We start from the raw sequence: 4845 nt of genomic DNA on the forward strand, positions 1-4845 counted from the left end.
CGCCATCTCCCCGGCGGGGCGGCCGGGAACGGCAGGGTCAGGGCCTGTGCGGCCCGCCGCCGGCCAGGCCCCCTCCGCCGCCGGGCCTCGCGACAGCCCCGCTTGCCCCGCCGCGCCGCTCCTTTACAGAGAGCCCGCATTGGCGGCCGCCCGAATCGTCGCCCGGAAAGGCTGAGGCAGGATTTCCCCGATGGCCGCTTCCGAGAACGACACCGCCGGCGCGCAGGACGCCCCTCCCGGCGGCTACGACGATGCCGAGCGCATCCAGCTCGCCCTCGCCGCCGGCGCCATCACCGGCACCTGGTTCTGGGACCTGCCCACCGACCGCTTCACCATCGACGAGCAGTTCGCCCAGGCCTTCGGCATCGATCCGGCCCTCGGCCGCCAGGGCCTCAGCCTCGAACAGGTCATCGCCACCGTCCATCCGGACGACAAGCCCGGCCTCGCCGCCACGATCGGCGAGGTCATCGCCCGCGGCGGCCCCTATGCCCACCAGTACCGTGTCCGCCGCGCCGATGGCCGCTACTACTGGATCGAGGCCAACGGCCGCGTCGACAAGGCCCCCGATGGCACCCCCCTCCGCTTCCCCGGCGTCCTCCTCGACCTGGAGCAGCGGCGCGCCATCGAGGCCGAGCGCGACCGCGCCAACATCCTCCTCCGCAGCTTCATCGAGGCCGTCCCCGGCGTCGTCTATGCCAAGGACCGCGAAGGGCGCATGCTCCTCGCCAACAAGGGCACCACCGAGCTCATCGGCAAGCCGCCCGACTTCTATCTCGGCCGCACCGACCGCGAGTTCCTCGACGACACCGCCCAGGCCGAGGCCGTCATGGCCAACGACCGCCGCATCATGGAATCCGGCATCCTGGAACAGGTCGAGGAAGAGGTCCGCCGCCCCGACGGCACCCCCGCCACCTGGCTCTCCACCAAGGCCCCCCTCCGCAACGGGAGCGGCGAGGTCATCGGCCTCATCGGCACCTCCATCGACATCACCGCCCGCAAGGAGGCCGACCGTGAGCGCCAGGCCCTCCACACCCTCCTCGAACAGCGTGTCGCCGCCGCCATCGCCGAACGGGAGCAGGCCGAGGCCGCCCTCCGCCAGTCCCAGAAGATGGAAGCCGTCGGACAGCTCACCGGCGGCCTCGCGCACGACTTCAACAACCTCCTCGCCGGCATCATCGGCGCCCTCGATCTGATGGCCGCCCGCATCGCCCGGGGCCGCCACGACGACCTGCTCCGCTACACCGCCGCCGCCAGCGATGCCGCCCGGCGCGCCGCCGCCCTGACCCACCGCCTCCTCGCCTTCTCCCGCCGCCAGACCCTCGACCCGCGCCCCACCGACGTGAACCGCCTCGTCACCGGCATGGCCGACCTCCTCCGCCGTACCATCGGCCCCGGCATCGCCCTCGACACCGTCACCACCCCCGGCCTCTGGTCCGTCCTGGTGGACCCGCCCCAGCTCGAGAACGCCCTCCTCAACCTCTGCATCAACGCCCGTGACGCCATGCCCCAGGGCGGCCGCCTCACCATCTGCACGGCCAACACCCGTCTCGGCCCCCAGGCCGCCCGCGAGCGCGACCTGGCGCCCGGCCCCAATGTCTCCCTCCGCGTCACCGACACCGGCACCGGCATGGCCCCCGATACCGCCGCCAGAGCCTTCGACCCCTTCTTCACCACCAAGCCCCTCGGCCACGGTACCGGCCTCGGCCTCTCCATGATCTACGGCTTCGCCCGCCAGTCCGGCGGCCAGACCCGCATCCGCACCGCCCCCGGCCAGGGCACCACCGTCTGTCTCTACCTGCCGCGCCACCAGGGCGAACCCGCCGACACCGAGCCCGCCCCGGACCCCGCCCCGGACCTGCGCAGCCCGCATGGCGAGACCGTCCTGGTCGTGGACGACGAGCCCACCATCCGCATGCTCGTCACCGAAGTGCTGGAGGAACTCGGCTACGCCGCCCTGGAGGCCGCCGACAGCGCCGCCGGCCTCGAACTCCTCCGCTCCCCCGCCCGCATCGACCTCCTCGTCACCGATATCGGCCTCCCCGGCGGCATGAACGGCCGCCAGATGGCCGAGGCCGCCCGCCACGCCCGCCCGGGCCTGCGGACCCTCTTCATCACCGGCTATGCCGAACAGGCCGTCATCGGCGAAACGCCTCTGCCCCCCGGCATGCACGTCATGACCAAGCCCTTTGCCCTGGAAGCCCTCACCGCCCGCATCCGGGAACTCGTCGCCGGCTGACACGGGCCGCGGGCTGGGCAGAGGAGGGGAGGGGCCGCCCTCAGCCCCCCTTCGGCGGCTGCCCCAGCGCCGCCCAGTCCCGCTCGCCCCCATCCGCCCGGATGATCGCGTCCATCCGCTCCGCCAGCAGCCGCGCCACCGGCACCTCCGCCTCTCCCGCCGCCTCCAGCGCCAGCCCCACATCCTTCCGCCCGAGCTTCATCGGGAACCCCGCCGGCTCGAACCGCCCCGCCGCGATCATCGGCGCATAGACCCCCATCATCCGGCTGCCGAAATCCGTCTCCGTCAGGAATTCCGCGAACCGCGCCGCCGGCACGCCCTGCGACCCGGCGATCCGCATCTGCTCGCTCACCAGCTCGATCACCGCCGCGATCCCGAAATTCGCCGCCAGCTTGGTGGCCGCCGCCATCGCCGGCCTCTCCCCCATCCGCAGCACCTTCGCCCCGATCGCCCCGAACAGCGGCGCCAGCCGGTCCAGCGCCTCCGCCGGCCCCGCCGCGATCACCGACAGCTTCCCCGCCGCCGCCACATCCGGCCGCCCCAGCACCTGCGCCGACACGAAGCCCTGGCCCGCCCCGGCATGCGCCGCCGCCAGCCGCTCCGTCAGCGCCACGCTCACCGTGCTGCACGACACATGCAGCACCCCCGGCCCCGCCGAGAGCACCCCGCCTTCGCCGGAGGTCACCGCCTCCACCGCCGCGTCATTCGCCAGCATGCTGAACACGATGCCCGCCCGGGCCGCCTCCGCCGGGCTGCCCGCCACCCGCGCCCCGCGCGCGGCCAGCGCCTCCGCCTTCCCGGCGCTGCGGTTCCACACCGTCACGCGGTGCCCGGCCTCCAGCAGCCGCCCGGCCATCCCCGACCCCATCTGCCCGAGGCCCAGGAACCCCACATCCATCCGTTTCGTGCTCATGCCGCTCTCCTCGTTGAATCGCGAACGTCGCCTTCCTGGGGAGTTTCAACGCTGGGGTGGGGGAGGGGGCTTCTGTGTCGGAGCTTTGCGGCCGGGCGTCGCAGCGCAGGGGCTCTGCCCCTGCACCCCGGCAGGAACCTGAGGTTCCTACAACTCCCAAAATGTAATCGGAGGTTGTGCTTCGCTGTCCGCTATGTCCTACTGCCGGACATTTCGGTTGGTAATCGTAGCGAGATCTTCAGATGTATAAGAATTTGAAAATCGATGAGCTTTTGGTCAACCCTTCCAATGATCGGCATGGTCAACTTGGTAGCGAAAACGCGGCAATTTCCATGTTGTTCCAAATTCGGGATACGCATATGCGAAATTTGGCGAAGGACATCGTGAGTAGTGGTGGATTATTCGAGCCGCCATTGGTGCGCCAGATTGAAGGGAAGTATATTGTGTACGATGGGAATCGGCGTGTGACGTGCATTAAACTTTTAAGAAATCCAACTCTTGCCCCTACGACCGAACTTGATGAATTCTTCAGAAGCCTACGGATAAATTGGCCTGGAAATTTCCCGGAAGCTATTCTTTGCAGAGTGGAAAATAATGAAAATAGAGTAAATGACATCATATTTCGGCGACATACGGGGGTTCAGCAAGGAATCGGGCAGTCTACTTGGGACGACCGAATGAAAGATAATTTTGTTAGACGTACAGGGCGAAAATTAGGTTTAAATATATCGGACGAGATAGAGGGTATGTTGATTGCGATTGGGGAAGGATTTCCTGCTAAAAAAATACCGCGTTCGGTAATGAATCGGCTTTTTGCGGCAGAGACGATGAGAAATAGAGTTGGATTTTCTGTTAGGGGCGAGAAAGTTGAGTTTATTTCTGATGAAAATCTTGTTCTGAAAAGACTTAGGCGCATTGCACAAGATATGGTTTCAAAGCATGTTACTTTGAAGCATGTGTGGGATGCAAAAGGAAAAAACGACTACTTGGATGCAGTTGAGAATTGCGAAGATTTCCCGCAAAAGGAAGCGAAGAATTTTAGAGAAGTGGAGGCAATAAAACATATTACTGAAGGCCGGTCAGCTAATAAACTTATTATCCCAGCGGGACAATATGTGCGAAAAACACTTATTCCGCAATCGGAATATAGCATTAATTGGGTTGGGCACCTTGAGCGACATAGGCGTATATGGCACGAACTGCAATTTGAATTGAAGCTACCACAACACGTGAATGCCATTTCAGTGCTATTTCGTGTTTTGCTTGAGATTTCTGTGGAAAATTATGTCAAGATTTGTCAGTTGGATAGTGTTTATGAGAACGATAAACTCTCCAAGAAAATTGAAAAAATTTCAGCACATTTGTTTGCGTGTGGAATGGTTTCAAAGAAGGAGAGTGACGCATTTAATAAGCTTTGCAGACATGAAGGGATAGTTTCCACCGATACACTCAACAGATACGTTCATTCGGATAGTTTTTCACCGTCGCCTAATCACTTGTGGTCAATTTGGGATGGCTTCGCACCTTTAATAGTACTCTGCTTAAATGCAGCCAGAGACAGTAAATAGGAAAACTTGCCTATTTCCCACCCTCATGCTACACTCCCGCCCATGTGCCACCCCTCCCGCCTCTCCCCACCCCAACCCTTCCGCCCCCTCACCGACGACGAGTGGCTCGCCCTACTCCCCCACATCCT

General features: G+C 64.0%; 3 protein-coding genes. 2 read left to right on the forward strand and 1 reads right to left on the reverse strand.

Annotated features, from left to right (window positions below; all coding sequences use genetic code 11):
* The first annotated feature begins 190 nt into the window (after nucleotides 1-190).
* On the forward strand, nucleotides 191-2236 hold the full coding sequence (locus ROTAS13_RS19315; RefSeq protein WP_075823139.1) for a PAS domain-containing sensor histidine kinase: 2046 nt from the start codon (nucleotides 191-193) through the stop codon (nucleotides 2234-2236).
* 40 nt (nucleotides 2237-2276) lie between these two features.
* Here ROTAS13_RS19315 and ROTAS13_RS19320 read toward each other — a convergent pair whose 3' ends face one another.
* A complete protein-coding gene (locus ROTAS13_RS19320) occupies nucleotides 2277-3149 on the reverse strand; it encodes an NAD(P)-dependent oxidoreductase (protein ID WP_083755625.1) in 873 nt (290 codons plus the stop codon).
* A 242-nt stretch (nucleotides 3150-3391) separates the two neighbouring features.
* Between ROTAS13_RS19320 and ROTAS13_RS19325 the strand changes: the two genes are divergently transcribed.
* Nucleotides 3392-4717 carry a hypothetical protein gene (locus ROTAS13_RS19325; RefSeq protein ID WP_075823141.1) on the forward strand — a complete coding sequence of 442 codons (1326 nt, stop codon included), beginning with the start codon at nucleotides 3392-3394 and terminating at the stop codon, nucleotides 4715-4717.
* Nucleotides 4718-4845: the final 128 nt, after the last annotated feature.

The sequence above is a fragment of the Roseomonas sp. TAS13 genome (assembly GCF_001950415.1).
GTDB classification, from domain to species: domain Bacteria; phylum Pseudomonadota; class Alphaproteobacteria; order Acetobacterales; family Acetobacteraceae; genus Roseomonas; species Roseomonas mucosa.